This window comes from Burkholderia sp. LFS061 (genome assembly GCF_047978125.1).
Lineage (GTDB): Bacteria > Pseudomonadota > Gammaproteobacteria > Burkholderiales > Burkholderiaceae > Burkholderia > Burkholderia pyrrocinia_C.
The window spans coordinates 22,548-46,508 of sequence record NZ_JBFPFS010000022.1 but is presented as its reverse complement, the minus strand read 5'-3'; the positions used below and the strand labels follow the sequence as shown (position 1 = coordinate 46,508).

Sequence of the window (23,961 nt, the reverse complement as noted above, 5' to 3'; positions counted from 1 at the left end):
TCACGCTCGGCATTGCGGGCCTGTGGTACATCACGCGGTCCACGCACGGTCATCACGTTCCCATCGTGGAATTCGCGCTGACCGGCTATTCGACCGTCCTGCTGTGGCGCAACTGCGCAACGCGCTGCGTGGGCGGTCTCACGCCCAACCTCAGCTTGCTGTTCCATCGCAACGTGAAGCCGATCGACGTCTTCCTTGCCCGCATCCTGCTCGAAGTGGCGGGCGCGACCTGTTCTTTCTATCTTCTCGCAATCGTGTTCCATGTGACGGGGCTTTCGGAGTTGAGCTCGCTCTCCACCGGCCTGTCGAGCACGAACAGCAGCGTGACGTCGCTCTCGACGTCGACTTCGACGACGGCCAGTTCGTTGTCGACCGGCGTGAGTTCGTTGTCCACGGGCGTGAGTTCGCTGTCGACCGGTGTCAGTTCGTTGTCCACGGGGCTGTCGACTGCGACGAGCAACATCACGTCGTTGTCGACCTCGACGTCGACCACGGCGAGCTCGCTGTCCACCGGCGTCAGCTCGTTGTCGACGGGCCTGTCGAGTACGACGAGTTCGGTGACGTCGCTGTCGACATCGAGTTCGACGGCAACGAGTTCGTTGTCGACGGCGATCTCGGCGAGCAAGACGCATTACTACAGCGTCAACGACGGCGGCACGCAGCAGGCGAACTACAACAACGACGGCGCCACGGGTGTCAACGCGATGGCTGCAGGGGTTGCCGCAACCGCGGCGGGTGTAAGTGCTACGGCGGTTGGTCACAACACGAATGTTGCGGGAGCCAACGCACTTGCATTGGGCTCGGGTTCGACAGCTGCTGGGGCCGGTAGCATTGCGGAAGGCTTTGGCGCAACGACGCCCACTACCGGCACCGACAGCATTGCGATCGGCACCAGCGCTGCCGTGGTGGCGAATGGGCCGAGCGGAGGTGCGGGCGGCGTCGCAATCGGCGCGGGAGCGATGGCTGGTGACCCTGGCACCGCAATCGGTTCGGGAGCGTCTGCGCTCGGCACCGATGCCACTGCTATCGGCTACAACGCCACGGGATCGGGAACGGCGAGCGCAGCGTTTGGTACGGGCTCGCTTGCCTCAGGTACAAACGCGATGGCGCTGGGTGCTGGCGCGACGGCGGCCAATGCGGGCGCTGTCGCGCTGGGCAGCGGTTCGGTCACGGCCGCAGCGAACCCGACGCCCACTGGCACGATCGGCGGCACGACTTACAGCTTCGCGGGCGCGAGTCCGACGAGCGTGGTGAGCGTCGGCGCACCGGGCGCCGAGCGGCAGATCACGAACGTGGCTGCGGGTCAGGTGGGCGCGACGAGTACCGACGCAGTCAATGGCTCGCAACTTTTCGCGACCAACCAGGCAGTAAATTCGCTGTCGACGTCGACGTCGACCTCGACCGGCATCAGCTCGCTCTCGACTTCCACGTCGACGACAGCAAGTTCGTTGTCCACCGGATTGTCGAGCACCAACAGCACGGTCGCATCGCTGTCCACGGGGATTGGATCGTTGTCCAGCTCCGTTTCGTCGACCACGAGCAGTATCGCGTCGCTCTCGACGGGCGTGAGCTCACTCTCGACGTCGACCTCGACGACGGCCAGTTCGTTGTCGACCGGTGTGAGTTCGTTGTCCACGGGCGTGAGCTCGCTCTCAACCGGCCTGTCGAGCACGAACAGCAGCGTGACGTCGCTGTCGACGTCGACTTCGACGACGGCCAGTTCGTTGTCGACCGGTGTGAGTTCGTTGTCCACGGGCGTCAGCTCGCTCTCCACCGGCCTGTCGAGCACGAACAGCAGCGTGACGTCGCTCTCGACGTCGACTTCGACGACGGCCAGTTCGTTGTCGACCGGCGTGAGTTCGTTGTCCACGGGCGTGAGCTCGCTCTCAACCGGCCTGTCGAGCACGAACAGCAGCGTGACGTCGCTCTCGACGTCGACTTCGACGACGGCTAGTTCGTTGTCGACCGGCGTGAGTTCGTTGTCCACGGGCGTCAGCTCGCTGTCGACCGGTGTCAGTTCGTTGTCCACGGGGCTGTCGACTGCGACGAGCAACATCGCTTCGCTGTCCACCTCGACGTCGACCACGGCGAGTTCGCTCTCCACCGGCGTGAGTTCGCTCTCGACGGGCGTGAGTTCGCTGTCGACCGGTGTCAGTTCGTTGTCCACGGGGCTGTCGACTGCGACGAGCAACATCGCTTCGCTGTCCACTTCGACGTCGACCACGGCAAGCTCGCTCTCCACGGGCCTGTCGAGCACGAACAGTTCGGTGACGTCGCTGTCGACGTCGAGCTCGACGGCAACGAGTTCGTTGTCGACGGCGATCTCGGCGAGCAAGACGCACTACTACAGCGTGAACGACAACGGCACGCAGCAGGCGAACTACAACAACGACGGCGCCACGGGCGTGAACGCGCTGGCTGCGGGTACGGGTGCGACGGCCGCGGGTGCGGCGGGCGTGGCCGTGGGCAACAACGCGAACGCGGCGGGCGCGGATGCCATTGCAATCGGCTCGGGCGCAACGGCCGCCAATGCGGGCGCTGTCGCGCTGGGCAGCGGTTCGGTGACGGCTGCGGCCAACCCGACGGCCACCGGCACGATCGGTGGCACGACCTACAGCTACGCAGGCACGACGCCGGCGAGCGTGGTGAGCGTAGGTGCGCCGGGAGCGGAGCGTCAGATCACGAACGTGGCAGCAGGGCGCGTTGATGCGACGAGCACCGATGCGATCAACGGTTCGCAGCTCTTCGCCACGAATCAGGCCGTGACTTCGCTCTCGACGTCGACCTCGACCGGTATCAGCTCGCTGTCGACCTCAACGTCCACGGCGGTGAGCTCGCTCTCCACCGGCCTGTCGAGCACCAACAGCACGGTGACGTCGCTGTCGACTTCGACGTCGACCGCCGTAAGTTCGCTGTCGACCGGCCTGTCGAGCACCAACAGTTCGGTCGTGTCGCTGTCGACGTCGACGTCTACCGGCATCAGCTCACTGTCCACCGGCGTCAGTTCGCTGTCCACCGGGATCAGTTCGCTCTCCACCGGCCTGTCGAGCACCAACAGTTCGGTGACGTCGCTCTCGACGTCGACTTCAACGGGCATCAGCTCGCTGTCGACCGGCTTGTCGAGCACCAACAGCAGCCTGACGTCGCTGTCGACCTCGATCAGCACCATCGGGACCGGCACGGCATCGCTGTCCACCTCGACGTCGACCACCGCCAGTTCGCTCTCGACGGGCTTGTCGAGCACCAACAGCACGGTCTCGTCGCTGTCCACCTCGACATCGACGACGGCGAGTTCGCTCTCGACAGGGTTGTCCACCACCAACAGCAATGTGTCGTCGTTGTCCACGTCGACTTCGACCGCGGTGATTTCGCTGTCCACGGCGATCACCAACTCGAAGCCTCACTACGTGAGCATCAACGACAACGGCACGCAGCAGGGCAACTACAACAACGACGGCGCCAGCGGCGTGAACGCTGTGGCCATCGGCACCGGCGCGATGGCGAGCGGCACGAGCAGCTCGGCGCTGGGCGACGGGGCCACGGCCGCGGGCAATGGCGCGACGGCTCTGGGCGCGAAATCGGTCGCGTCCGGCAGCGGTGCGGTGGCGCTGGGCCTGGGCGCGTCGGCCAGCGCACCGAACTCGATAGCGCTTGGTGCGGGTTCGATCGCGAACGAGGCCAACACGGTATCGGTCGGCTCGCAGGGTAGCGAGCGGCGCATCACCAACGTCGCGCCTGGCGTGAATCCGACCGATGCCGTCAACGTGTCGCAGTTGCAGGGCGTGCAGCAAAGCATCACGAGTATCGCCCGCAAGGCGTATGGCGGCGTGGCGGCGGCCACCGCGCTGTCGATGATCCCGGATGTCGATGCCGGCAAGTCGTTGGCGGTGGGTATCGGCGGAGCGAGCTTCCAGGGTTATGGGGCAACGGCGATTGGCTTCACCGCTCGCATCACGAACAACCTGAAGCTGCGCGGCGGGGTGGGAGCGAGCAGTGCCGGGTATTCGTTCGGCGGCGGTATCAGCTACCAGTGGTAACCCGAGGTCCGGCGGCGACACGGCTGACGTGTCGCCGCCGGCAAACAACGATGACAGCGGGAGCAAGAGAGATGGCAAAAAAAGTGGCGGCAACGCTCGTTGCGACGATGGTGCTCGCGGCGTGCTCGACATCGCAGGGGCCGACGTGGAACGGGTATTCGGTGGGGCTGCCCAACGGGCAGCGCGCGTTCCGGATCGACTGTCACGGCATCTTCGAGGGGCAGGGCACCTGTTATTCGAAGGCCGCGGAGATATGCGGTACGCAGCAGGTGCGTCCGATCGAGCAGGTGGCTCCGCTCGCGGATGCCGATACCACGCGTGACGTGCGCGTCCTGACGTTCCAGTGCGGGCCGGTTCCGCAACCCGCGCAGCCGGCGCCGCAGCCCGTTCCGGTGCCTCCGCCTGCGCCGCCTGCGCCGCCTGCGCCGCCTGCGCCGAAGCACGTCACGCTGGCCGGCGATGCGACGTTCGACACCGACAAGGCGACGCTGCGTCCCGACGCGCGCGCCAAGCTCGATGCGCTGATCGACCAGGCGCGCGGCATGACGTTCAACACGGTCACGGTGAACGGCTACACGGATTCGCGAGGGTCGGCAGCTCACAACCTGGGGTTGTCGGAGCGGGCCACGTTCGAGCCGCGCGTGCCGGTCTACGAAATTCTCACGCGGCAGGCCGAAGCGATCGTCTCGCACCACTGGGAGAACGCGCAGAACTACCTGTACTACGAGGCGCTGCACGGCGGCTATCCGCTCGTGCACAACTCGGCGCTGTTGGGCGGATGCGGATACCGCTATGAGGATTTCGATTGCGAAGGGGCGGCGCTTGCATTGCGCGAGGCTTTCGCCGTCCACGACGCGCAGCTTGCCGACTACCGCAGTGCAGCTCGCACTTTTCTCGCGACGCTCGACCCGCTGGCACCGTCGAACGTCGAGCACTACGGCGCCGCCATCGCGGCCCTCTGGCCATGAAGACACCAACACCTGCGCATACATGGCCTGGCTTTGCCTGCCCCGCCTGTATCGCGCCTGACATTCGGGAGAAAACATGAACGGTCCATGCCCGCGCGGGCTGCGCATCGGCATCACGATCGGCCTGCGGGATGCCGCCGAAAGCCTGTGGATCAACGGCATCAAACAGAACGCGCTGTACCTGTGCAAGTTGTTCCAGCACTCGCCGCTGCGGCACCGGGTGACGCTGGTCAACCTTCGCAAACGGCTCGCCCGCGCGAACGCGCATCAGCGCGAACCGCGCCGCGGGTTCGTCCGCGAGCGTCATCACGCTGACCTGGTATTCGTCCGTTCCGGCCTCCCTCGCGATGGCCTCATAGCGTTCGCGCACCTGGGCATCGGTAACGGGCTGCAGTTGCAGATGCTGTGCCGCGTAGAGTCGGTTCGTCGAGCATGCATTGAGTGACGATGCCTTCCTGGTCGCGTTGCTGGTCGTGCCATTGCTCGATTTCGGTCAGCGGCGGCCCATTCCCGACATCGACTTGCGCGCGGTTTGCGGCTTCACGGTCAGACGATGGACCGATGCGGTCGATGAACTCGTGGGCCTCGGCGCCCTGCAGCGCTCGCGGCCCCGCCTGCCGGCCCGGCGTATTCCTGCCTTCAGGCTGGGCAGTCAATTCAGGCCGCGTTATGTTCGAGACGTTCACGATGGATTGCGCGATGACACGCACGTCTGATGTACCCGGGCAGGCAGGCGTCGCGAACCGGCTCTTCGAGGAAGCGGTCGCGGCGCATGGCCGCATGTCGTTGTCCGACGCGGAACGACTGTACCGGATGGTGCTGCGGCTCGCCCCAGGTCATCCGGAAGCCCTGAACAATCTCGGTGCGCTGCGCGAACGTGCGGGCGACGCGACTGAAGCCGAACGCTGCTACCGTACCGCGCTGCAACGAGCGCCGGACTACGTCGACGCGCGTTACAACCTGGGTCTGCTTCTGCACGGAAACCGGCAGTTCGCGGAGGCCGAGGATTGCTACCGGCGCGTGATCGCGGCGGTGCCCCGTCATGCAGCGGCCCACGTCTATCTCGCCGGTCTGATGCAGGAAACGGATCGTGCGGCCGATGCCGAATGGTCTTACCGGCACGCGATGTCGCTCGACCCCGACGACGCGGTCGCGCATCTTGGTCTCGGGCTGCTTTTCGTAGCGACCGGTCGGGCCTCGGAGGGCGAGGCCTGCCTTCGCGACGCATTGCGCCTCGCCCCGGACCTGAAAGACGCATGCGGTGCATTGGGCGCGCTGCTGCATCGCCAGCAGCGCTATACCGAAGCTGAAGCGTGCTACAGGCACGTGCTCGAACGCGATCCGGGGTCTGTCGAGGTGTTGAATAACCTCGGCCGGCTGCTACACGACGCGGGGCGCCTGACCGAAGCCGAACGGTACTTGCGGGAAGCGCTGGCCGCCGCGCCGGAACGCACCCCCACCGCGTTCAATCTGAGCCTCGTGCTGCTTGCGATGGGCCGCTATGAAGAGGGCTGGGCGCTGTATGAGGCGCGATACGGCGAATCGGCGCACTGGGGTGATGATGCGCACTGTCACGTGCGGCCCGCACTGCGGTTCCCGGAATGGCGGGGCCAGCCGCTGGCGGGCAAATCGATGGTGGTGTGGGCCGAGCAGGGGCTGGGCGATTGCGTGCAGTTTGCTCGGTACCTTCCCGTTTTGAAGGCGAAAGGGGCATCGAGACTGACGCTCGTCTGCCCGCGCACCCTGTGTCGATTGTTGCAAACGCTCGAGGGCGTCGACGAATGCGTGCCGGACGATGACGCGTCGCATCTGACCGAACACGACTATGCCTGCATGCTGATGAGCTTGCCGCTGCACACGGGGACGACGCTCGCGACGCTGCCGGCAGACGTGCCTTATCTGCGCGTATCGTATGCTCAAGCGGCACGGTGGCGTCGTCGCATTTCAGCGGACGGATTCCGGGTGGGCCTCGTCTGGGCGGGCGATCCTCGGCCGGACATGCCGGGCGCCAGCGCGATCGATCGCCGGCGTTCGCTCGACGCCACAGCCCTGCTGCCGTTGCTGACCGTGCGCGGTGCGACCTTCGTGAGTCTCCAGAAGGGGGAGGCGGCGCGCAGTCAGATGGCCGGCATTCCAGCCGGGTTGCGCCCGCTCGATCCCATGCCGGAGGTGGACGACTTTGCCGACACTGCGGCGATCATTTCTACGCTCGACGTCATCATCACCGCCGACACGTCCGTCGTTCATGTCGCCGGCGCGTTGGGGAAGCCCGTCTGGATTCTCTGCCGCTTCGATGGTTGCTGGCGATGGCTCGACGGTCGCGACGATTCACCGTGGTACCCGTCGGCGCGGCTCTTCCGTCAGGAGACGCCAGGGGACTGGGCCCGCGTGATCGAACGCGTGCGCACCGCCCTGCAACGGAAGGTGCCGGCATGAAACCCTTTCTCTACGCTCACCGGCTGCGTGCTGCCTGTAGCACCGACGTTGGCGTCGCGCACCCGGTCCATCAGGATCTGCATGCCATGGATATTTCTTACGAAACCGATGCGCTATTCCGCGGCGCACTGCTCGGACTCGTCTGCGGCGCTGCTGCCGTGCCCTTCGCGGGTTACGCGATCGAATCACTTACGAGGTTACCTGCCGACGGGTGGCGGCCTGTCGTCGGCGGGGTTGCCTTGGTGACCTCGGCGCTGATTGTGCCGCCCGTCATCGCGCTGATCAGGGCGAAGCGCTCGCCCATGAGGGCCTACGACGCACGCCGGTTGCAGGCAGTCCTTCAGGGGCGGCTCGTGGGTGTCGCGCTCGGGGTGTTGTTTGGCATCTCGTTTCTCGCGAGATGAGGCGGCCGTGGCACTCAGTCCTCCGTTTCCCGTCAGCTTTGCAGGAGATGTCGGAGCAGGGAAGTCATCGTTTGTGCCAAGTAAGTCAGCACCAATATGAAACTATCGAAAATAGATCAATTGATGTTGGGTGGAGTTGGAAGAGGGCGTGTGGATACATTCTTTATCCGGACGCGAAAAAATCATTCATCGATATATCTCCGCAGATCTCACCAAAAAATTTGATATTGATGGTACGAGATCGAAAATTACGCTTTACCTATCGGAATGGCGGTTCTTGGGCCGTGATCTTCAATCCCTTGTGGTTCAATGAGTCGACGATGAAGCCCAGTCAAAAACGGACGCCTTTCATGCCCGCTGGCGGGTTCTATACGAGCGTTCGATAAAGCGAACATTTTGATGAACCGGACAACCGGAACAATTTCCTGGAAAGGCTCACCGTCGCATGTCATTCCCCCATCGCCCCATTGCCTTCATACTCGCAGCCTCGAATCATGGCACGATGATCGTCAATCGCAACGACTACAACGTCGCCGCCTCCGGAGGCGTCTACGGTGTCGGACAGCAGATCCTGCAACAGTCGAGCTATGACGTGAGTGAAGTCGCCTTCGTGCTTGCCCTGCTTAGCCGCCGGCAGCAGTATTTCGGCGATGGTGTCGTGGCGATCGATGGCGGAGCCAACATTGGCGTGCATACGATCGAATGGGCTCGTCACATGCACGGCTGGGGACGCGTGCTCAGTTTTGAAGCGCAGGAGGTCATCTACTATGCGCTGGCGGGCAACATCGCTCTCAACAACTGCCTGAATGCACGCGCGAAGCTTGCCGCTCTGGGCGAGCACAACGGCGAATTGATCGTTCCACAACCGGACTATTTCGCGCACGCCAGCTTCGGCAGTCTCGAATTGCGCCAGCAAGGGAACACCGAAGATATCGGGCAGCGCATTTCGTACGACCCGTCAAACGGAACGCGCGTGCCGATGATCAGCATCGATTCGCTTGGACTCGAACGCGTCGATTTCTTCAAGCTCGACGTCGAAGGGATGGAAGTCGACGTGCTGCGCGGAGCCCGACACATGCTGCAGACGCTCAAGCCGATACTGGCGATCGAAATTATCAAGTCCGATCAGGCAGCAATCAAAGGTATGCTCGACGAATTCGGATACCGCTATTTCCCCGCTGGGATGAATCTCATCGCTGCTCACTCGGGTGATCCCGTGCTGCAACACCTGAGCCATCAAGATGGAGTGACCTATCTCAATTGAGGCGGATGTGGTCTGCGAAGGCTTTAACCTAGCGACGACTTGGTTGCGACCGACCCGTGCATCGATCGCCGCCCAGACGTTCTTGGGGTAGGGGACGCTCAGGGACTGGGCCCGCGTGATCGAACGCGTGCGCATCGTCCTGCAACGGCAACTGCGGCATGAAAATCTTTCTCCACGCTCACTGGGTGCGCGCTGCCTGCAGTACAGCCGTTGGCGTTGCGCGTCGGGTCCATCAGGATCTGCACGCCATGGATACTTCTTGCGAAATCGATGCGCTGTTCCTCGTCTGCGGCGCTGCTGCCGTGCCCTTCGCGGGTTACGCGATCGAATCCCTTACGAGGTTGCCTGCCGACGGGTGGCGGCCTGTCGTCGTCGGGGTTGCGTTGGTGACCTCGGTGCTGATTGTGCCGCCCGTCATCGCGCTGGGCAAGGCGAAGTGTTCGCCGATGAAGGCCTACGACGCATGCCGGTTGCAGGCAATCCTTCAGGGGCGGCTCGTGATGTCGCGTTCGGGGTGTTGTTCGACATCTCGTTTCTCGCGAGATGAGGCGGCAGCCCTGGCATCCGGTCCTCCGTTTCCCGTCAACGTGGGCCGATTGATCTCGCTGCCCACCGCGCATGTGCGCCGTGAAGCATTTGCGCGGCGACAGATCGCGGCATCGTAGGCCGGAGCGCCGCGAGCAGGGACAAGTGCGCCACGCGCGTTGCATGTTCCTTGGAAGGTAATCACCGCGTTCCCTGCGCGAAGAGAGGGATTATCATTGGTCGATTCAAAGAAATAATCTATAAATTATTTAATTCGGGCCAATAAAACGTCTCGTTGACAAGTTGCCGTGCGATCGATGTAGCGCAGATTTCGCAAAAATTTTCCGGTGACCAGGTTTGAGGATTTTGGTGATCCGTGTAGGGAAATCCTTATCGATGAATTGAGAGTGATCCGATGGGGTTATAGGAATTACGGATAAGCCTAAATAATCGTGCGCATCATTTTCAATGTTTAACATTATTAACAATTTCGTGAGGATACACTCCTGCAAGTCGAGAGCCGAGAAGGCTGAAGATTAAAATTCCAGGGTGGCTCCGGCCACGCATATCGAAATACATTTTCAGACATGGAAATAATCTGAGGGATTGGCATGTACGAAACGGGGAGAAAAGTCGGATATGCGCGCGTGTCGACCGACGAACAGCATCTCGATATGCAGATCAAGGCACTCGAGACCTTCGGATGCGACGGGATCTATTTCGACAAGGGAATTTCGGGCGCAAAGTTCGAGCGGCCGGGCTTGAGCAGCGTACTGGAGGTGACGGCAACCGGCGATACGCTCGTCGTCTGGAAGCTCGATCGGCTCGGACGCTCGCTCAGTCATCTAGCGAACATCATGGCTCAGCTCGACAAGCGTAAGATCCGCGTCGTATCGCTGACGGAATATATTGATACGCGTTCGTCGAGCGGGCGCTTTACTTTCCATATGCTCGCGGCCATTGCCGAGTTCGAGCGAGGCCTAATTAGTGAGCGGACGCGTGCCGGGATGGAGGCCGCCCGCGATCGGGGCAGCCAGATCGGGCGCCCGAAGGTACTGAGCGACGCCCAATGTATCGAGGCGCGCGACTTGTTGAGACACTACTCCCTGTCACAGGTTGCAAAACGTTTCAACGTGCACCGTGCGACCTTGATGCGACATATCAAATCGTATCGGGCTGAAGCCGAACATATGTATGTTGCTGATACCGAAATTAATTAAAGCGTGACCGAACCTCGTCCTTCGACCGAAATTTAGTTTATTTTGTATTGGAATATATCAATTTAAAATATATTTCCAAGTCAGATAAATTGGCTGGCGCGAACATTGTTTTCTATCGCATATCGAATCAGGTCGGCATTATTGTCGATGCCAAGCTTCTGCATGAGTCTCATTTTATGTGTGCTGATGGTTTTAGCGCTGAGGGAAAACTCGGCGGCAATTTCGTTTATGGTGCAGCCTGCGGCAAGACGCTCCAGCACTTGCTGTTCGCGAGCCGATAGCAATTCCCTGCCAGCCGGTAGCGCTTGAGGCGCGTCAAAGATAAGTGTTTCGACGAGCTGCGGGTCGATGAAGCGTCCGCCGCTGGCGAGCCGGCGAATTGCTGAAATCAGTATGTGAGGCTCGCTGGTCTTTGCCAAGTAGCCAGACGCACCGGCGCGCAATGCACGAGTGACTGTCTGGCTGTCGTCATGAACGCTCAGCACCAGGATCGGCAGTGCAGGATATTCGTGACGGATCGACAGGATCAATTCGACGCCTGACGCTCCGGGCAACATCATGTCGAGTAGCAACATGTCAAATGGCTGAGTCCGCAGCAGTGCGAGCGCCTCGTCGCCATCTCCTGCTTCCCCCACCACAGCGATGTCAGGCGTCGTGGAAAGGATTTGCGTGATGCCGGCGCGGACGAGGGTATGGTCGTCGACGATAAAGGTGCGGATCATAAGGCGTACCCACTCGGAGGTAAGTGGCTGCAGACATACGTGGCGTCTCGCACCAATCGGGTGCGTTACGACGCATCTACTTCGTAATATTGAAAAATTGGCGCGATTATAATTGTTTGAGAAAAAATTGGCAGCAAGGCCTCAGGTATTGGCATGTGGCGATTTTGCCTCGGCCACGAAGGCGGGTTGCCAGTGCGGCAGCTCGTGTCGGAGCTAGTCGTTTCACGGTTCTATGAATTGGGGGCAAATCCCCTCGGTCCATCGGTATCTACGTTGAGACGAACGGCACGCTCAGCCGGTTGGATTTCGCGGTCGCCGCGTTTCGCTGCTCAATTGCAGCGCAGCCCCGCCGCGCGGCAGCACGGCCGCGACCATTGCTACCGCGATTCAGGGCAGAGGACGTAGAAGCGGTTCAGAGGAGCCTTGAATTGTTGTACGATGACGGACAAGGGGTGGTGCATCGCAGCGTCGGGAGCGTTATCTGCAACACGTCGACGCTGATCTCTTTCGGGCGCGCGGCGCACTTTTGCGAGCTGCTGTTCAATGGCCCGGCCGATTCGGATTTCGGCCTTTTTTCTGGTACCGCGATGTTCGTCGCACCCCCGACGAGTTTGGCATCGACCGTCTACTGGACCACGTGAAGAAGTTGGCATGACGTCTTGCATCAAATGGCTGGTATACCCGCTTCGGCGGCTCGGATTGCATGGCCGGCTGATGTTGGGGCTGTTTGCGATGATGCTTGTTGTCGGCGGAATCGGTGGATACGCACTGACGCGGCACGAAGAGGAAATTCACTTTGCCGAGCTGGAGAGCAGGACGGCACGTATCAGCGATTTCCTGAGTCTGGCAATCGCCCCCTTGCTACGTAACGGCGACAAGCCGTCCATCGACGCGCTGATCAATTCTCTTGCTGGCAATCCCGAAGTCGACGAGTTCACGGTCACGACGGTCCAGGGTGGCGTCATCTCATCGGTAAAGCCACATCCGTCCACTCATCCGATGGGCGAGATCGTCCGGGTTACCGGGATATATCATGCAGGTCCGGACGGCGCGGATCGTGAGCGCCTGGGCTCTATCAAAGTCGTGATGTCGACCGACATCGTGAGAGCCGAGATTCGGCACGCTCAGACGATACTGCTTACAACCTTTTTCGTCCTGCTCGCCGGGTTGCATATCGTCACACTGTATCTGCTGAAATGGATGGTGCGGAGGCCCATCGACCCATTGTCCCGCAAGGTGGACCGGATTGCATTGGGTGATCTGAGTGTCACGGGCTCCGTCGGGACAAGGGGGCAACTCGCCATGTTTGCGGCGCGTGTGGATATCATGGTTCGCAACGTAGGTGCGACGATAAGCTCGTTACGTGCGAGTGAAACAAAGTATCGGCGCATTTTCGAGAACTCAAGCGAAGGGATATTCCGGCTGGATCGCAACGGCCAGCTCCTGGACGTGAATCCCGCAATGGTCCGTTTGTTCGATTACCCGTCCGCAGATCAACTGAAGCAAGCAAGCCTGGGAGGATACGCACAGAGACGCTTGTTTTCCGCGGAGCAAATTAGCGAACTTTTTGCGAATGCGAGTGCGCATAATGGCGTCGTCGCATGCGAGATGGAACTACGCAAGCTGCATGGCGAGCGGATATGGGTAGAACTGAATGCACGAGCAATCGTGAACTCGTCGGGATCCGTCGAATTTCTGGAAGGCATGATCTCGAACATTACCGAGCGGCGACGTGCGCATCAGCGGCTGCTAATGCATCGCGAGCGCCTGGCCGGCGAAGTGTCCGAGCGACGGCGAGCCGAAGCCAACCTCCGGGCTTCGAAAAAGCGACTGCGGGAATTGGCGGAGTACATGGAATCGATTCGGGAAGAAGAGCGCAAGCAGATTGCATTGACGATTCACGACGAGTTGGGCCAGATGCTGACCATACTGAAAATCAACCTCGGCCTGCTCGGGAGAATTGCGCCTGTTTCGGAGCAGCAAGCACAGAAGATTGTCGAGATGGCTAGCCTCGTCGACAAGACTGTACGGATTGTGCGCGATGTTGCGAGCCATCTTCGGCCGGCAGCACTCAATTACGGTCTGGCATCCGCGCTCGAGTGGCTCGCTGCGGAGTTCTCGCGTCACGAACTGATGACGTGCCGCTTTCTGCTCATCGGCGAAGAGCCGGCGCTCGACGAGCCGCGTGCGACCGCGGTGTTTCGAGTGGCCCAGGAGGCCCTGACCAACATCATGCGCCACGCCAATGCCACCCACGTCGAACTGCGAATGGCTGATCTTGGCGCCGCATACGAACTGTCGATTGCGGACAATGGCCAAGGTTTCGAAATGAAGACCCAATCTCAGCGAACTACCTATGGTTTGCTCGGAATGCAAGAGCGAGCGAGAGCGCTTGGGGCGGAGATTGAAATCGATAGTGCCGCCGGGACGGGGACCGTCGTGCGTGTTGTTTTGCCGAAGGCGCTGAATGTGTCGCAGCGAGCGGACTTCGCATGGTAATGCGGGGATGTGCAGCAGACGTCACGCGATGCCGCGCTCAAAGCCGTTCGAGCCGAGCGAGGATCTCGTCGGCCCGGCGCCGCAATGTCTTGTTCCCCTCGGCCTTTCTCGCTGACGGGATTCAGTCTTGCAGTTCAACATCAGGATCCGGTTGCGCCAGCGGACGATGTTATCGAGATGCAGATACCCGTGGCATGCGCGCACTAAACCGTGCGCATGCCGATCCGCACGCAGCGATACTCGCCGGGTGCCGTCTGCTGCCGATGCCGGTGCCCGCCGGTCCGCGCCGGCGCACCGAACGCGCATCGCCGGCCGCGTGCGACGAGCGGCCAGACGCCCAGATACAGCGGGCCGGCGAACGGGCGATTGAGCGTGCGCTTCGCGAGCGCGCAGCGACGCCGCTGAGGGCGTCCCCGCCGAACCGCGGACGGGGCATTCCCGCTTAGCACTTCTCCCCCGGCGAACTGTTGATACTTGCGTGCCCACTCGGCACCAAGTACATCGGCGGAGAACACGACGCCCGGCGTAATCTGAACACGCTGGCTCATCGGCAGATCCATCCAAGCGGACTGAACGTTGAAGTGCGCAGCAGCGTAGCGCGCGCTGCAGTTCCAGACTTCGGCGCCATCACGGGTCAACGTAGCACATCCATCTTTTACGGCCACCGCTGCACGCGGAAATATGTCGCCATGCCTGTTTGCCGCGGCAACAAAGATGTCGGCTCACGACACGTCGCCCAGTATTTCCTGTGGGGAACGAGAACGGCATCGTGCTCAACCGCTTGTCGGGCTTACTGTTCGATCAAAAACCGATCGCGGTTCTTTGCGTTCGCAATCCATTGAGGTGCTTTGCCGCGGCCGCTCCAGGTTGCCCCGGTCTTAGGATCTCGGTATTTCGGGGCAATCTGCGCCCGCGTGCTGGTGGAAACTGCACGACGTCGCCCAAAAATCTGCTCGGGCGTGATGCCATACTCGGCGATCTGTTCACGCATCGTCGCGATGATGCTGTCCAGTTCGGCGAGCCGGGCTTCCTCCGCTTGCTGTGCCAGAGCTTCTGCCTGCGCTTTGAGTTCGAGATAAGTAGCCATGAGTCTGAAGGTATCTCCTTGTGGAAAAATTAGTCAATCGACGACTTCATCGGGGTGCTGCCCATCGACGGGGGAACGAGAATCCGTGCGAAAGTGACGTCATCCGACCGAAATCCATCACGCAGGTTTGCAGGATAATTCTGACTGTGATTGATTTACATAACTCTCTCGTCGGACCACATGCCAGCATCGTAGCGGCCTGTAGGGCGCGTCCTGAACGCAACCGACGCCGTGAGGGCAGCTTTTGGGGCATTTTGGCGGAAAACTGCTCGGCGTCCCATTGCCATCAGGGCGTTGCGGCCGATATAGGATTGCCACCGAACCCGATATGGGTAGGATCGTAGGTAGGAGGCCATCTGCAATTGCGGGAGTCTTACCTGGCGGGTCTCCGCGGCCGATGGTTGGAGTCTGCTGCCTTCCGCCATCCCGTTTTCCTGCGAATCGGCGTGCTTGACGGCGCGTACTTGCGCCGCGGGCCGGCACTGCACAGCGGCCGTAACCGAACAAACTTGATCGGGAAAAGCACTGAAAGTTTGCGAATTATTTCCCGGCTATAGTGGAACCACTGGAGGTAGGCGCGGCGCCTTTTGCCGATACCGGCCAGGTAATGACTGTAGACGGGTGCTGCATGAAAAATAAAATCGACAAGACCGCCGGACCGATCTGGGGTGTGGCTGCAGGATTGCTTCTTGCCGCCGCAGGACTGAGTCTCGGCATCTTCCCGACGTCCCTGCACAGCTCGGGAACCGCAAACGACTTCATGGCGTCCGGTGCCGCGATGCTGGGCATCTTCCTCGTCGTTTATTCCACGCACGAGTTACGAAGAAAGCGCGCGCACTGAGCGGCCGCGCGGCCGCAGTGATCCACGGAAAACGACTCGGGCCGGAGACGGCTCGGGAATGCGCTTGTCCTCTATGCGCACGAGCCGCACGGGATTCGTGCGGGCTACGACTTGCGGATTTCGTGGTTATAGACGAGTTCGACGATTCGCTTCGTCGGGATGCTCGCGCGTAGGTCGTCGACGCCGTCGACGGGAAACCACCTGCATTTCTCGATCTCGTTGTTCGCTTGCGGCGTCTGGTTCGGGCCGACTTCGGTGAAGAACACGTGATGTGCCTTCGCGAGTCCGGTGAACTGCATCGAGTAAACGAGATGCTGGCCGGTTATGCCGGTTTCTTCGCATAACTCGCGATGCGCGGCTTCGAGCGGCGTTTCCCCACGCTTGATCGTGCCGCCCGGAAGGGCCCAGCGCGACGACGCGCGCGCGACGAGCAAGACTTGGCCGTCGCGGTAGCAGACGATCGTCGCCCGTTCTTTAACGGGTACTTCGGTCGGTTGGGGAGAACTCATGGGCTCGGGTGCATGGACACTGGCGAGATTCTAGCCAGCGTTGATCACGGTGCCAAGGCGGCATCTGCCGGAACCGCTCGATCATACGGAAACCGGTTATGTCCAGAGTGACTTGTGCGAGCACCGGGAACCGACGGGTTGAATCCGAGATGCAAAATAAACCCGAGCGATCGGCACCGAAATTGCACCGATAAGTCGAAGCTGCTCGCAGCGAGCGAATAACCCGTGAATCGGCTGGAAATGGAGCGCTTACAGGAGGATTCGCCCGGGTATAGGGGCGCATACTTGAGCCCCCAATAACCAGACCGGACACGGCGATGACTACCCTAAGCATGCAAACGATCGTTTTCGGCAAGACCATTCAGGTAGCCCTGATGACCGACACCGCGACGGCCAGTATTTTCGTGATGGACAACGATGACGGTTCTCATCAGCCGCAGATCATGAAGGTCCGCCAGTACCTTGATGCGGGTATGACGGATGAGGACGTCGTCCGTCATGTATTGAATATCGTTGTGGCCTCGATCGAGCGGCGTGGCCAGCTATGGGCGCACTGAACTTCTTCTGAACGGTCGTCTGCACAGGTCGTGCACTGCCGTGGTTTGCTCGGAAGGGATTCGGTCAGGATGGCGAAACGCACTCGATGCAGGTGTCATGCCTGCGATCGGATCGGAAGCAATCCGCGATCGCATCCGCCGTCAGGGACAAGCGCACGCCAGCGGCGATCTGGCCGGCTTCGAGGCGCGTGACGATGCGGTTGCATACGCGACAAAGCGGGTGGAAGGATGGCCGGCCGGTCCAGGTTGAAGGCAAAGCTTGCCTGGGGCGAGTCCACGGAGTTCGCTCGCTTCGACCGGGCTTTGCGCGACATCGCCCGTCTTCGGGCCCGGTGTCGATGCAGCTTGCGGCGTCAGGATCGTGCCCGACGCATTCGTTCCAGCTTTTGCAAGCGGCAACGATACGGAAGGGCGACACAAAGGCGATGAAGATCGGGACGACGGCGCAGCTTCGGTTCGAGTTTCGGATCTGGAGGCGCGCTACCGCCTGGGGTGTTTCATCTCCTCGGCTTCCATTGCCGCGTTTCGTTCCTCACTCGCGGAAACAGGTTCCATGGCCTCGTCGATCGAGGCCAATGCATACTCGCAGGCCAGCTTCGTTTCCTCGACGTCGGCGTCGGGCTCCTCGTCGTCATTGACGGGAGGATCGAGCATGTCCTTGAGCATCGTCGCCAGTTCCAGGGTGTCCCATGGTTCGCCCCGTTGTTCTTTCTTCCTGATGTAGTGCCGGATTTCCGCATCCTGTTCGGGTGTCAGTGGAAGGTGCCGGAAGGTGCTGTTTGGGTTGGCGTCAGTCATGATGTTGCTCCGAAGTCCGGCATGAGCCCGGTTTGGCTGCTTCCCGGGATGCATGCCGGAAAAACGATATGGATGACGAACCGACTCGCGAGTGAGGCCGGGTCAAGGCGACTCGCGCGACGACCGCCGCCGCGGATACTGCGTTCGCCGAGCTGTTCTGCAGCCTGCAATCCGGCATTCAAGATGTGTTGGGTCCCGAATTGATGTGCAACCGAATTCTCGGACGTGCGTGGCAAATTCTTATTTGCGGAAGTTCGGATCCCGGATTCGATCGAGGCGAGCGGAAAGCTCGGTGATCTGGTATTCAAGTACCTTATTGCGCTCAAATCGTGTCCGGAGTGTGTCGAGCTTGACTCGCCAATACGCCGGATCGCTCACTGGCGATCGGTTGGTGAAGGCGTCGTGTGTTTGCTCGAGCAGTCCGATCGCTCCCCTGATATGAGCCAGTTCGCGCTCCACATCGCAGTACCAGCTCATGTTTTTCGACTCCCGGTTATGGTTCACTTCTTGGCTTGCTGCACGGCGAGCGCGTTTGATTTCACTCGAAAAGCCGCCGTGCGGGCCAGTTTCGAGCGATGTTGTCGTCAGTGCCCGCACGTAAAATCTCGACCACTGTGACGAAGCCGGCGTCGTCATCATGCGGGCGGCCGTTCTGCGCCGACACATGGGGACAAATGAGCGGGCAAAATTCGAACCCACGATAAAGACGCACGCTCATGACGAGCTTCTGAACGTTCGGTCGCGACGAATCGCGGGGACGAACGCGTCCGGCCAGTATCGCCAGTGTGGCGCGACGGGGTGGGGCGAAAGGCGTAACGCTGCGTGCGAACGTGAGCGCGATGCAGCAAGAGGGGAGATGGAGGGCGAGCAGTCGAACGGCTCAAGAATGCCCGGATGAGTTCATCATACGCGCGTCGCCCTTCGGGTGGCCATCTTATTTCGGGCGACGCGGATTGCCTCTGGTGCGAGGCCGCGGCTGTCTGGCGCGGTCGGGTTGAACCGGCGTGCGGGCCGGCCGACGCGGTGCCTGAAACACCGCGCGGTTGCCGCGCATTCCGTCCTTACTTCTTTTCCGGCAGGAACCAGTTCATCACGAGCGCGCAGATGCCGCCCGTTGCGACGCCCGATTCCAGCACGTTCTTCAGCGCGTGCGGCAGGCTGTTCAGAATGTCCGGCACCTGCGACACGCCGAGGCCGAGCGCCAGCGACACCGCGATGATCAGCAGCGCGCGGCGGTCGAGCTGGACGCCCGCGAGAATGTTGATGCCCGATGCGGCCACCGCGCCGAACATCACCATCGCCGCGCCGCCGAGCACGGGCTCCGGCACGGCCTGCAGCACGCCGGCGACGACCGGGAACAGGCCGAGCACCACCAGCATGCCCGCGATCCAGATGCCGACATGGCGGCTCGCGACGCCGGTGATCTGGATCACGCCGTTGTTCTGCGCGAACACGGAGCTCGGGAACGTATTGAACACGCCGGCCAGCAGCGAGTTCGCGCCGTTGACGAGCACGCCGCCCTTGATTCGTTGCATCCACACCGGCCCCTCGACCGGCTCGTTCGAGATCTTGCTGGTGGCCGTGACGTCGCCGATCGCTTCGAGCGACGTGACGAGGTAGATGATCAGCATCGGCACGAACAGCGACCACGAGAAGCCGATGCCGAAGTGCAGCGGCGTCGGAACCTGGAACAGCGCGGCCTGCTGCATGCCGGTGAAGTCGAGGCGGCCGAGGAACGCAGCCGCGAGGTAGCCGATCGCGAGCGCGATGACGAGCGCGGTGCTGCGCACCCAGACGATCGGCACGCGGTTCAGCAGGATGATCGTGCCGAGCACGAGGCCGGACAGCGTCAGGTTCTCCGCGCTCGCGAACGTGCCCTTTGCCATCGCGCCAAAGCCGCCGCCCATGCTGACGAGGCCGACCTTGATCAGCGTGAGGCCGATCAGCAGCACGACGATGCCGGTGACGAGCGGCGTGATCAGGCGCTTCACGAACGGCAGGATGCGCGACACGCTCATCTCGACGAACGAACCGGCCATCACGACGCCGAAGATCGCGGCCATCACGGTCTCGACCGGCGTGCCCTGCTTGACCATCAGGCTGCCGCCCGCGATCAGCGGGCCGACGAAGTTGAAGCTGGTGCCCTGGACGATCAGCAGGCCGGCGCCCAGCGGGCCGAAGCGCTTGCACTGGACGAAGGTGGCGATGCCGGAAATCACCAGCGACATCGATACGATCAGGGTCGTATCGCGGCTGGATACGCCGAGCGCCTGGCAGATCAACAAGCCGGGCGTGACGATCGGCACGATGATCGCCAGCAGGTGCTGCAGCGCGGCGACGAAGGCGACCATCGGCGCCGGCCGGTCGTTCGGGCCGTAGACGAGGTCGCGGGCCGATTCTGCGGCGTCTGTGCCGTGGGAGGCGGGTTGGGCGTGGGAGGCGGGTTGCATGGCGAGCGGGCCGGACAAGGTGGAAAGTGCGGCATTTTAGCCGAAGGGCCCGCCGGCGCCGCCGGGGCGGGCGTCGGGTACGCGCTCGGCGTCAGCCGGCCGTGCGTGTTCCCGCGCCGCGTGCCGGTGTGCGTGGCGCGCGGGAATCCGGATACGCGCGCTGGCAGACCGCAATCACCGCGTCGCGCAGGCGACGATGGACGGGATCGCCGTGATTGCGCGGATGCCATAGCGCGGCGACGAGGATCGCGGGCAGGCGGACCGGGATCTCGAAGCTGCGTAGCCCGAGGGCTTCCGCGAGCCCCGGCGAGAACGCGTTGCCGAGGCTCGAGCGCGGCACCAGCGCGATCAGGTCGGTGCTGGCCGCAACACGCATCGCATCGGGGTAGCCGGGGACGACGACGTGCACGGTATGGCCCGGCCCGGATCGGTCGGTCGAGTCGTCGGCCGGTCCGTCGAAATCGCCGAGCTGCGATGCGATCACGTGACGGCAGGCCGCATAGCGTGCGGGCGTGATCCTGGCCGACGCGAACAGCGGATGTCCGGCGCGCGCCACCGCGACGTGCCAGTCGTGACCGAGCATGCGTGTGTGCAGCTCGGGCGCGTCGTCGCCGCGCTTGCCGATTTCCAGATCGACGGTGCCGTCGCGCAGCGCTTGCGGATCGCGGTCGGGCTTGGGCACGAAGCGGATGCGCACGTGCGGCGCGACTTCGCCGATCGCGGCGACCACCGGGCCGGACAGCATTTCCATGAACGACGCCGACGCGCGAATGGTGAACGTGGATGCGAGCGTCGCCATGTCCACGTCGGCCGTCGCCGGCCGCAGCACGGCGCGCGCGTCGCTCGCAATCGCATGCACGCGGTCGCGCAATGCGGCCGCGTGCGGCGTCGGCACGAGCTTGCGCCCGGCGCGCACGAGCAACGGGTCGCCGGTGGAGAGCCGCAGCCGTGTGAGCGTGCGGCTCATGGCGGACGTGCTCAGGCCAAGCCGGCGCGCCGCGCCCGTCACGCTGCTTTCCGACAGCAGCGCGTCGAGCGCCGTAACGAGATTCAGGTCGATGTCTTCCATGCGGACAGGATACGCCACTGCGTGGTCTGGCATGGCGTTCGATGCAACTATTGATTGCATTCGGTGCGTCTGGTGCATGGTCCGGTGCGCGCCTATAGTAGGCGCATCGTGAAACCCGGCAAAGGCGGCAACCATGCAATCGACCGTATCGAACCCGAACGCACCCTCGATCCTGCTCGTCGCGGCTTCGCGCGGCCTCGGGCTTGCGATGGCGGAGCAATTCCTGAACAAGGGCTGGAACGTAACGGGCACCGTGCGTGAAGGATCGGGACGCACGAAGCTGCACGACCTAGCGGACCGCTTCGACGGCCGGCTCGGGATCGATACGCTCGACATCTGCGAGCCGGCGCAACTGGCGGCGCTGCGCGAGCGCCTGTCGGGCAGGCGCTTCGACGTGCTGTTCGTGAATGCGGGGACGACCAACGACCCGAACGAAACGATCGGCGAAGTGACGACCGACGAATTCGTGCGCGTGATGATTACGAATGCGCTTGCACCGATGCGCGTGATCGAGGCGTTGCAGGATCTCGTGACCGCGCATGGCCTGATCGGCGCGATGTCGTCGGGGCAGGGCAGCGTTGCGAACAACGTCAGCGGGATGCGCGAGGTCTATCGCGGCAGCAAGGCCGCGCTGAACCAGTTCATGCGCAGCTTCGCGGCGCGCCAGGCCGACACGCCGCGCGCGCTGGCGCTGATGGCGCCCGGCTGGGTCCGTACGGAGCTGGGCGGGCCCGATGCACGCCTGACCATCGACGAGAGCGTGCCGAGCCTCGTCGACGTGCTGATCGCGAAGCGGGGGCGCCCCGGGCTCGAATACCTCGACTATCTGGGGCGGACGGTGCCGTGGTAGTCGCCGGCGTGTCGGTGGGCGGATGGTTACGAACCGACGCTTCGTGAATATGCAGCGAGATTCGACATGTTTTTCGCAGTTCGGCCACGGCGCTGCGAAGGTATTGCCGATTCAATACAATGCGACGACGAGTCAGTGACACGGTGTCGCGCCATCGCGTTTGAATCCCTCCGGTTCGCAGCGGATTGCGTGCGCCCCCGTCGCGACAGGTGTTTGTCGAACACGGAGCCCCGCATGAATGAACCTTACCTGCAGGTCATCGCACATTTTTACGCGAAGCCGGGCAACGGCGACCGCGTGATCGAGCTGCTCGCGGAGCTCGCGCCCGCGACGCGCGCCGAGCCGAAGAATCTCGACTATGCGTATTTCCGGTCACCGGAAGATCCCGACCACATCGTGATCCTCGAGCGTTACCGCGACGCGGACGGGCTCGACGTGCATCGGGAAACGCCGCATTTCCAGCGCATCGGTGTCGGGGCGATCATTCCGTTGCTCGATCGCCGCGACGTGTCGCGCTACATGGTGCAGCCGGACACCGGCACGGCGACGCCACCGGGAGGCATTCGATGAACCCGTTTCAATTCCGTACCGTTCCGACGCAGATCGTCGAATTCGGCGCCGCGCGCCGGCTCGGCGCGTTGTTGCACGAACGCTTTCCGGCGCTCGTGCGGCTGTGCGTCGTCACCGATGCGTTCCTGCATCGCAGTGGCGTGCTTGCGCCCGCGCTGGAGAGCCTTGCCGCGCACGGCTGGCAGGTCACCGTGATCGACGACGTGATCGCCGATCCGCCCGAGCACGTGGTGCTCGAAGCGACCAGTCGGGCCGTCTCGGCCGAGGCCGAGATCGTGCTTGGCCTGGGCGGCGGATCGTCGATGGACGTCGCGAAGCTGATCGCGGTGCTTGCACCGGGGCAGCAGGTGCTGGCCGACATGTACGGCGTCGACAAGGTCGCGAGCGCGCGGCTGCCGCTCGTGCAGATGCCGACGACGGCCGGCACGGGCTCCGAAGTGACGGCCGTATCGATCGTCACGGTCGGCGAGGCGCGCAAGATGGGCGTCGTGTCGCCGCACCTGTTCGCGGACGTCGCGATCCTCGATGCCGAGCTGACGCTCGGCCTGCCGCGTGCGGCGACGGCCGCGACGGGCATCGACGCGATGGTGCATGCGATCGAAGCCTATACGTCCGCGCGGCTGAAGAATCCGGTGTCCGACATGCTGGCCGTGCACGCGCTGACGCTGCTGTCGCGCAACCTGCTCGCGGCCTGCGACGACGGCCGCAACCGGCACGCACGCGAGTCGATGCTGGTCGGTGCGATGTTCGCCGGGCAGGCATTCGCGAACGCGCCGGTCGCGGCCGTGCATGCGCTGGCCTATCCGGTCGGCGGGATCTTCCACGTGCCGCACGGGCTGTCGAATGCGCTCGTGCTGCCGCACGTGCTGCGCTTCAACGCGCCGACCGCCGCGCCGCTGTATGCGGAACTCGCGGCGATCGTCGCGCCGTCGGCGACGGGCAGCGACGAAGCGAGAACGCATGCGCTGATCGCGGAGATCGACCGGCTGATCGTCGCGACGGGCATCCCGCGCACGCTGCGCGAAGTCGGTATCGGCGAGGGCGACCTGCCGAGGATGGCGTCGGACGCGATGCTGCAGACGCGCCTGCTCGTGAACAATCCGCGCGAGGTGACCGAGGCCGACGCGCTGGCGATCTATCGGCAGGCGTGGTGAC

Annotated in this window: 24 protein-coding genes and 3 pseudogenes; 17 read left to right on the top strand and 10 right to left on the bottom strand. The window is 62.7% G+C overall.

All coding sequences use genetic code 11. The features are described 5' to 3' along the window. Positions 1-238: 238 nt before the first annotated feature. Positions 239-625: a hypothetical protein gene (locus tag ACNQQL_RS20085; RefSeq protein ID WP_347065259.1), complete on the bottom strand. Its 387-nt coding sequence runs from the start codon at positions 623-625 to the stop codon at positions 239-241. On the opposite strand from ACNQQL_RS20085, the pseudogene ACNQQL_RS20080 reads away from it, so the two are divergent. Then, positions 558-2,750: pseudogene (locus ACNQQL_RS20080) on the top strand (YadA family autotransporter adhesin); the annotation flags it as partial. The gene ACNQQL_RS20085 and the pseudogene ACNQQL_RS20080 overlap by 68 nt on opposite strands. A 5-nt stretch (positions 2,751-2,755) precedes the next feature. Here the strand turns inward: ACNQQL_RS20080 and ACNQQL_RS20075 are convergent. Next, positions 2,756-3,379 carry a hypothetical protein gene (locus tag ACNQQL_RS20075; protein WP_347065258.1) on the bottom strand — a complete coding sequence of 208 codons (624 nt, stop codon included), beginning with the start codon at positions 3,377-3,379 and terminating at the stop codon, positions 2,756-2,758. 28 nt (positions 3,380-3,407) lie between these two features. Between ACNQQL_RS20075 and ACNQQL_RS20070 the strand changes: the two genes are divergently transcribed. From ACNQQL_RS20070 to ACNQQL_RS20030, 9 genes and pseudogenes are all read left to right on the top strand, one after another. Next, complete coding sequence (locus ACNQQL_RS20070; protein WP_143156754.1) at positions 3,408-4,037, top strand: YadA family autotransporter adhesin; 630 nt, start codon at positions 3,408-3,410, stop codon at positions 4,035-4,037. Between the two features lie 71 nt (positions 4,038-4,108). Then, on the top strand, positions 4,109-5,005 hold the full coding sequence (locus ACNQQL_RS20065; RefSeq protein WP_347065216.1) for a DUF2827 family protein: 897 nt from the start codon (positions 4,109-4,111) through the stop codon (positions 5,003-5,005). A 76-nt stretch (positions 5,006-5,081) separates the two neighbouring features. Further along, positions 5,082-5,240 (top strand): annotated as a pseudogene (locus tag ACNQQL_RS20060) (DUF2827 family protein); the annotation flags it as partial. Positions 5,241-5,442: 202 nt separating this feature from the next. Beyond that, positions 5,443-5,721, top strand: a complete 279-nt coding sequence (locus tag ACNQQL_RS20055) for a hypothetical protein (protein ID WP_347065215.1) — start codon at positions 5,443-5,445, stop codon at positions 5,719-5,721. Further along, the gene (locus ACNQQL_RS20050; RefSeq protein ID WP_347065214.1) at positions 5,705-7,441 is read left to right on the top strand and encodes a tetratricopeptide repeat protein; all 1,737 of its coding nucleotides are present in this window, start codon (positions 5,705-5,707) and stop codon (positions 7,439-7,441) included. Before ACNQQL_RS20055 ends, ACNQQL_RS20050 begins: the two co-directional genes overlap by 17 nt. Further along, positions 7,438-7,845, top strand: coding sequence for a hypothetical protein (locus ACNQQL_RS20045; protein WP_072444825.1), 408 nt, complete (start codon positions 7,438-7,440; stop codon positions 7,843-7,845). The genes ACNQQL_RS20050 and ACNQQL_RS20045 overlap by 4 nt, the downstream gene beginning before the upstream one ends. 445 nt (positions 7,846-8,290) lie before the next feature. Beyond that, positions 8,291-9,109 (top strand): FkbM family methyltransferase, encoded by an 819-nt coding sequence (locus tag ACNQQL_RS20040; RefSeq protein WP_347065213.1) that lies wholly within the window; start codon positions 8,291-8,293, stop codon positions 9,107-9,109. 158 nt (positions 9,110-9,267) lie between these two features. Then, positions 9,268-9,774, top strand: a complete 507-nt coding sequence (locus ACNQQL_RS20035) for a hypothetical protein (protein ID WP_347065212.1) — start codon at positions 9,268-9,270, stop codon at positions 9,772-9,774. Between the two features lie 471 nt (positions 9,775-10,245). Then, positions 10,246-10,854, top strand: coding sequence for a recombinase family protein (locus tag ACNQQL_RS20030; RefSeq protein ID WP_347065211.1), 609 nt, complete (start codon positions 10,246-10,248; stop codon positions 10,852-10,854). Between the two features lie 80 nt (positions 10,855-10,934). On the opposite strand, the gene ACNQQL_RS20025 is transcribed toward ACNQQL_RS20030, so the two are convergent. After that, positions 10,935-11,576 (bottom strand): response regulator transcription factor, encoded by a 642-nt coding sequence (locus tag ACNQQL_RS20025; RefSeq protein ID WP_347065210.1) that lies wholly within the window; start codon positions 11,574-11,576, stop codon positions 10,935-10,937. A gap of 428 nt (positions 11,577-12,004) precedes the next feature. Between ACNQQL_RS20025 and ACNQQL_RS20020 the strand changes: the two genes are divergently transcribed. Next, positions 12,005-12,217 (top strand): hypothetical protein, encoded by a 213-nt coding sequence (locus ACNQQL_RS20020; RefSeq protein ID WP_347065209.1) that lies wholly within the window; start codon positions 12,005-12,007, stop codon positions 12,215-12,217. A gap of 10 nt (positions 12,218-12,227) precedes the next feature. Beyond that, positions 12,228-14,075 carry a PAS domain S-box protein gene (locus ACNQQL_RS20015; protein ID WP_347065208.1) on the top strand — a complete coding sequence of 616 codons (1,848 nt, stop codon included), beginning with the start codon at positions 12,228-12,230 and terminating at the stop codon, positions 14,073-14,075. A gap of 129 nt (positions 14,076-14,204) precedes the next feature. Here the strand turns inward: ACNQQL_RS20015 and ACNQQL_RS20010 are convergent. Together ACNQQL_RS20010 and ACNQQL_RS20005 are read right to left on the bottom strand one after the other, a co-directional pair. Beyond that, positions 14,205-14,479: pseudogene (locus tag ACNQQL_RS20010) on the bottom strand (kinase); the annotation flags it as partial. Between the two features lie 386 nt (positions 14,480-14,865). Continuing rightward, positions 14,866-15,162, bottom strand: a complete 297-nt coding sequence (locus ACNQQL_RS20005; RefSeq protein ID WP_347065207.1) for an H-NS histone family protein — start codon at positions 15,160-15,162, stop codon at positions 14,866-14,868. Positions 15,163-15,790: 628 nt separating this feature from the next. On the opposite strand from ACNQQL_RS20005, the gene ACNQQL_RS20000 reads away from it, so the two are divergent. Continuing rightward, entirely contained in the window at positions 15,791-16,003 is a 213-nt protein-coding gene (locus ACNQQL_RS20000; RefSeq protein ID WP_347065206.1) for a hypothetical protein, read from the top strand. Between the two features lie 104 nt (positions 16,004-16,107). On the opposite strand, the gene ACNQQL_RS19995 is transcribed toward ACNQQL_RS20000, so the two are convergent. Beyond that, on the bottom strand, positions 16,108-16,512 hold the full coding sequence (locus ACNQQL_RS19995) for an NUDIX hydrolase (RefSeq protein ID WP_072436451.1): 405 nt from the start codon (positions 16,510-16,512) through the stop codon (positions 16,108-16,110). 317 nt (positions 16,513-16,829) lie between these two features. On the opposite strand from ACNQQL_RS19995, the gene ACNQQL_RS19990 reads away from it, so the two are divergent. Continuing rightward, complete coding sequence (locus ACNQQL_RS19990) at positions 16,830-17,069, top strand: hypothetical protein (RefSeq protein ID WP_204422641.1); 240 nt, start codon at positions 16,830-16,832, stop codon at positions 17,067-17,069. Positions 17,070-17,549: 480 nt separating this feature from the next. Here the strand turns inward: ACNQQL_RS19990 and ACNQQL_RS19985 are convergent, their stop codons facing one another. The 4 genes from ACNQQL_RS19985 to ACNQQL_RS19970 form a co-directional block, all read right to left on the bottom strand. Continuing rightward, positions 17,550-17,867 carry a hypothetical protein gene (locus ACNQQL_RS19985; RefSeq protein ID WP_347065205.1) on the bottom strand — a complete coding sequence of 106 codons (318 nt, stop codon included), beginning with the start codon at positions 17,865-17,867 and terminating at the stop codon, positions 17,550-17,552. A 240-nt stretch (positions 17,868-18,107) separates the two neighbouring features. Beyond that, complete coding sequence (locus ACNQQL_RS19980) at positions 18,108-18,464, bottom strand: hypothetical protein (protein ID WP_371287030.1); 357 nt, start codon at positions 18,462-18,464, stop codon at positions 18,108-18,110. Between the two features lie 464 nt (positions 18,465-18,928). Further along, positions 18,929-20,317: a nucleobase:cation symporter-2 family protein gene (locus tag ACNQQL_RS19975; protein ID WP_347065204.1), complete on the bottom strand. Its 1,389-nt coding sequence runs from the start codon at positions 20,315-20,317 to the stop codon at positions 18,929-18,931. Positions 20,318-20,408: 91 nt separating this feature from the next. Then, the gene (locus ACNQQL_RS19970; RefSeq protein ID WP_347065255.1) at positions 20,409-21,386 is read right to left on the bottom strand and encodes a LysR substrate-binding domain-containing protein; all 978 of its coding nucleotides are present in this window, start codon (positions 21,384-21,386) and stop codon (positions 20,409-20,411) included. A 133-nt stretch (positions 21,387-21,519) separates the two neighbouring features. Between ACNQQL_RS19970 and ACNQQL_RS19965 the strand changes: the two genes are divergently transcribed. From ACNQQL_RS19965 to ACNQQL_RS19955, 3 genes are all read left to right on the top strand, one after another. Continuing rightward, entirely contained in the window at positions 21,520-22,236 is a 717-nt protein-coding gene (locus ACNQQL_RS19965) for an SDR family oxidoreductase (protein ID WP_347065203.1), read from the top strand. 234 nt (positions 22,237-22,470) lie between these two features. Further along, entirely contained in the window at positions 22,471-22,806 is a 336-nt protein-coding gene (locus ACNQQL_RS19960; protein ID WP_072436456.1) for a putative quinol monooxygenase, read from the top strand. Further along, positions 22,803-23,960 (top strand): iron-containing alcohol dehydrogenase, encoded by a 1,158-nt coding sequence (locus ACNQQL_RS19955; RefSeq protein ID WP_347065202.1) that lies wholly within the window; start codon positions 22,803-22,805, stop codon positions 23,958-23,960. The genes ACNQQL_RS19960 and ACNQQL_RS19955 overlap by 4 nt, the downstream gene beginning before the upstream one ends. Position 23,961 lies beyond the last annotated feature (1 nt).